We start from the raw sequence: 3739 nt of genomic DNA on the forward strand, positions 1-3739 counted from the left end.
CGGCCATCCTGCTCAACCCGGCCAAGGCCCACCCCGCGGCCCTGGCCGCATTCGTCCGGGCGGGCGGACGCATCGTCGAGGCGCTGCCGGCGGCAACCGATCTGGTGATCGACGGCGTGGTCGGCATCTCGGGTTCGGGTCCGCTGCGCCCCGGCGCCGCCGAGGTTTTCGCCGCCGTGGAACGGGCCGCAGTCCCGGTGGTCGCGGTGGATCTGCCCAGCGGCGTGGATGTGGGTACCGGCGCCGCCGACGGCGCGCACGTGACCCCGGCGTTGACCGTCACCTTCGGCGGGCTCAAACCGGTGCACGCGTTCGGTGCCTGCGGCCGCGTCGAGCTGGTGGACATCGGGCTGGACCTGCCCGGCTCCGACATCGTCGGCCTGGACGCCGCCGACGTGGCCGCCCTCTGGCCGGTCCCCGGACGCGCCGACGACAAGTACAGCCAGGGTGTCACCGGTGTGATGGCGGGGTCGTCGACCTACCCGGGCGCGGCGATCCTGTGCACCGGCGCCGCGGTCGCTGCCCACTCGGGAATGGTGCGCTATGCGGGCAGCGCGGCCGCCGAGGTGGTGACGCACTGGCCCGAGGTGATCGCGACCCCCAGCTACGCCACCGCCGGCCGGGTACAGGCCTGGGCTGTCGGCCCGGGGCTCGGAACCGACGAAACAGCCGCTGCCGCCCTGTGTTTCGCTCTGGAGACCGATCTGCCGGTGATCGTAGACGCGGACGGGCTGACGATCCTGGCCGCTCACCCCGAGCTGGTTGCCGGCCGGCGGGCGCCGACGGTGCTGACCCCGCACGCCGGTGAGTTCGCCCGCCTGGCCGGCGCGCCGCCGGGCGAGGACCGGATCGCCGACACCCGCCGGCTGGCCGAACGGTTGGGTGTCACGGTGTTGCTGAAGGGCAACGTCACCGTCATCGCCGACCCGGACAGCGGGCAGGTTCACCTGAATATCGCCGGAAGTTCATGGGCGGCCACCGCCGGGTCCGGCGACGTGCTGACCGGTGTCATCGGGGCTCTGCTGGCAGCCGGTCTACCACCCGGGGAAGCCGCTGCCGCCGCGGCATTCGTCCACGCCCGCGCCGCCCAGGCGGCCGCCCACGATCCCGGTCCGGCCCCCGCGCCGACGTCGGCGTCGCGGATCCTGGGCCATCTGCGCGCGGCATTGGGTTCGATCCTCTAGAAAAGAGGGCATGCCCAACGTTTCGCGCCACTCCTCGCTCACCCCTGCCTACACCGGCCGGATGTCCACCTCGCCGCTGCCGGCCCTGCGGTTGCCCGACGAAGCGCTCGAGCCCGAGACCGCCTATCGGTTCATCCACGACGAGCTGATGCTCGACGGCAGCTCCCGGCTGAACCTGGCGACCTTCGTCACGACGTGGATGGATCCCGAAGCGGGACAGCTGATGTCGGAGACGTTCGACAAGAACATGATCGACAAGGACGAATACCCGGTCACCGCGGCGATCGAACAGCGCTGCGTGTGTATGGTGGCCGACCTGTTCCACGCCGAGGATCTGCGCGACGACGACCCGTCGACCGCAACGGGGGTGTCCACCGTCGGGTCGAGCGAGGCGGTGATGCTGGCCGGGCTGGCGATGAAGTGGCGGTGGCGCCAGAAGCAGGGCGACGGCTGGAAGAACCGCACCCCCAACCTGGTGATGGGCTCCAACGTGCAGGTGGTGTGGGAGAAGTTCTGCCGGTACTTCGACGTGGAGGCGCGCTACCTGCCGATGGAGGAGGGCCGCTACGTGATCACCCCGGAACAGGTCGTCGATGCGGTCGACGAGGACACCATCGGCGTGGTGGCGATCCTGGGCACCACGTTCACCGGTGAGTTGGAGCCCGTTGGTGACATCTGTGCGGCGCTCGACAAACTCGCCCGTGACAAGGGTCTGGACATCCCGGTGCACGTCGACGCCGCCAGCGGCGGGTTCGTCGTCCCGTTCCTGCACCCCGACGTGGTGTGGGACTTCCGGCTGCCCCGGGTGGTGTCGATCAACGTCAGCGGCCACAAGTACGGGCTGACCTACCCGGGCATCGGCTTCGTGGTGTGGCGCAGTGCCGAGCACCTGCCCGAGGAGCTCGTGTTCCGGGTCAACTATCTGGGCGGCGACATGCCCACCTTCACGTTGAACTTCTCCCGGCCCGGCAACCAGGTGGTCGGCCAGTACTACAACTTCCTGCGGCTGGGCCGCGACGGCTACATCCAGGTGATGCGGTGTTTGGCGGAGAACGCGCAGTGGCTGGCCCACGAGCTGGCCATCCTGCCCGGACCTGACAACAACCCGGTGTTCGAGGTGATCTCGGACGGCTCGGCGATCCCGGTGGTGGCGTTCAAGCTGGTGAAGGGTGCAAAATTCACCGTGTTCGACGTCTCGGCGCTGCTGCGCAGCTTCGGCTGGCAGGTGCCGGCCTACACCATGCCCGACAACGCCACCGACGTCGCGGTGTTGCGCGTCGTGGTTCGCGAGGGCTTCTCGGCCAACCTGGCCCGAGCGCTGCGCGACGACCTGGTCAAGGTGCTCGACAAGCTGGACAACGTGGGCATCGGCGGATTCGCCGACGAGGCGCATTTCGCCCACTGAGGTGCTGGTACTCAGCCCGCCGTTTCGAAGAGGTTGAGCTTGTAGGTTCTGACCGGAGGTGCCCACCGCAGCGCCCGGACTCCGTACCGGTAGCGGGCGGGCCAACTCTTGGCGACGGCGGGCTGCGGTGTGGCGAAGGTGCGTGATTCCAGCAACCGCAGTCCGCAGCTCTGGAGCGTCGCAGGGTCTTCACAGCTCCACTTCATCCGGGCCTGCACAGCACGGAACACCGGGTTGCGGTCCTGGCTACCCATCATCACCGTGCCGCCGGTGTCGAAGGCCAGGCCGGTGCCGGGGAAGGCGCCGGCGAGCTGGCGCAGGCCCGCGTGCACCTCTTCGGCGGGGAAGTAGAGCAGGACTGCTTCGCTGAGCAGGAACAGCGGCCCGGGGCGCTCGCTGATCTGCGAATGCCAGTCCGCGTCGAACAGTGAGGCTGCGACCATCGTGTAGCGGTCGGAATCATCGCAGAAGCGGCGCCGCAGCGCGATGGTGTCGGTGACGTCGAGGTCGAACCAGCGCACGCGTCCGTTGTCGAGCCGGTCGAACCGCGTGGACAATCCACACCCCAGGTCGACGACGGTCCCGTCGGGGTGCCTCGCCAGGAAGGACCGGACGTACTCGTCGAAGATGGACGCCCGCAACACCGCTCCAGCCAATGTGGGACCCCGAAACTTGTCGAACTGGTAGTCGATCGCGGTCACCAGTTCGATCGCCTTGCGGTCGCCGAGGATGCTGGTGGGTCGCTGCGCGTCCTGCGCACGGCCGTACAGCGGAATCAGCAGTGTCTCCTGGATCTCGCCCAGAGATATTTGTTCACCCATCTTTCCCAGCGTAGTTAGGCGACCCTAAATCAGGGTGTCTTCGTCGCGGGGTCGGCACCTGCCGACGTGGCGGCGGGTTCTGGGACAATGGAGCCTGGTGAACCATGACCATTAACCCGACCGCGAGCGCCCCGCCGCTTCCGCCCAGCCCTGATCGGCTGTCCGAGCCGCGGGCCGTGGTGGACCTCGACGCCATCGCCGACAACGTCACTGTGCTGCGCGAACACGCCGGTTCAGCGGCGGTGATGGCGGTGGTCAAGGCCGACGGCTACGGGCACGGCGCCACCGAGGTGGCCCGCGCCGCGCTGGCCGCGGGCGCTGCCGAACTC

The 3739-nt window shown here is 69.0% G+C and carries 4 protein-coding genes; 3 read left to right on the forward strand and 1 reads right to left on the reverse strand.

Features of this window, described 5'->3' with window-relative positions:
• On the forward strand, positions 1–1184 hold a 1184-nt coding region (locus tag ACXAID_RS27395), incomplete at its 5' end, for an NAD(P)H-hydrate dehydratase (protein ID WP_475025317.1).
• A gap of 10 nt (positions 1185–1194) precedes the next feature.
• The gene (gad, locus tag ACXAID_RS27400) at positions 1195–2589 is read left to right on the forward strand and encodes a glutamate decarboxylase (RefSeq protein WP_475025318.1); all 1395 of its coding nucleotides are present in this window, start codon (positions 1195–1197) and stop codon (positions 2587–2589) included.
• A gap of 11 nt (positions 2590–2600) precedes the next feature.
• Here gad and ACXAID_RS27405 read toward each other — a convergent pair whose 3' ends face one another.
• Positions 2601–3410: a class I SAM-dependent methyltransferase gene (locus ACXAID_RS27405; protein ID WP_475025319.1), complete on the reverse strand. Its 810-nt coding sequence runs from the start codon at positions 3408–3410 to the stop codon at positions 2601–2603.
• 104 nt (positions 3411–3514) lie between these two features.
• Here ACXAID_RS27405 and ACXAID_RS27410 point away from each other — a divergent pair.
• Positions 3515–3739 (forward strand): alanine racemase (locus ACXAID_RS27410; protein WP_475025320.1); only part of this gene is annotated, 225 nt, incomplete at its 3' end.

Source organism: Mycobacterium sp. ABE4_509, assembly GCF_056160785.1.

Coding starts and splice junctions, on each gene's coding strand:
- ACXAID_RS27405 (WP_475025319.1), bottom strand. CDS start 3,410: ATGGGTGAACAAATATCTCTGGGCGAGATCCAGGAGACACTGCTGATT.
- gad (WP_475025318.1), top strand. CDS start 1,195: ATGCCCAACGTTTCGCGCCACTCCTCGCTCACCCCTGCCTACACCGGC.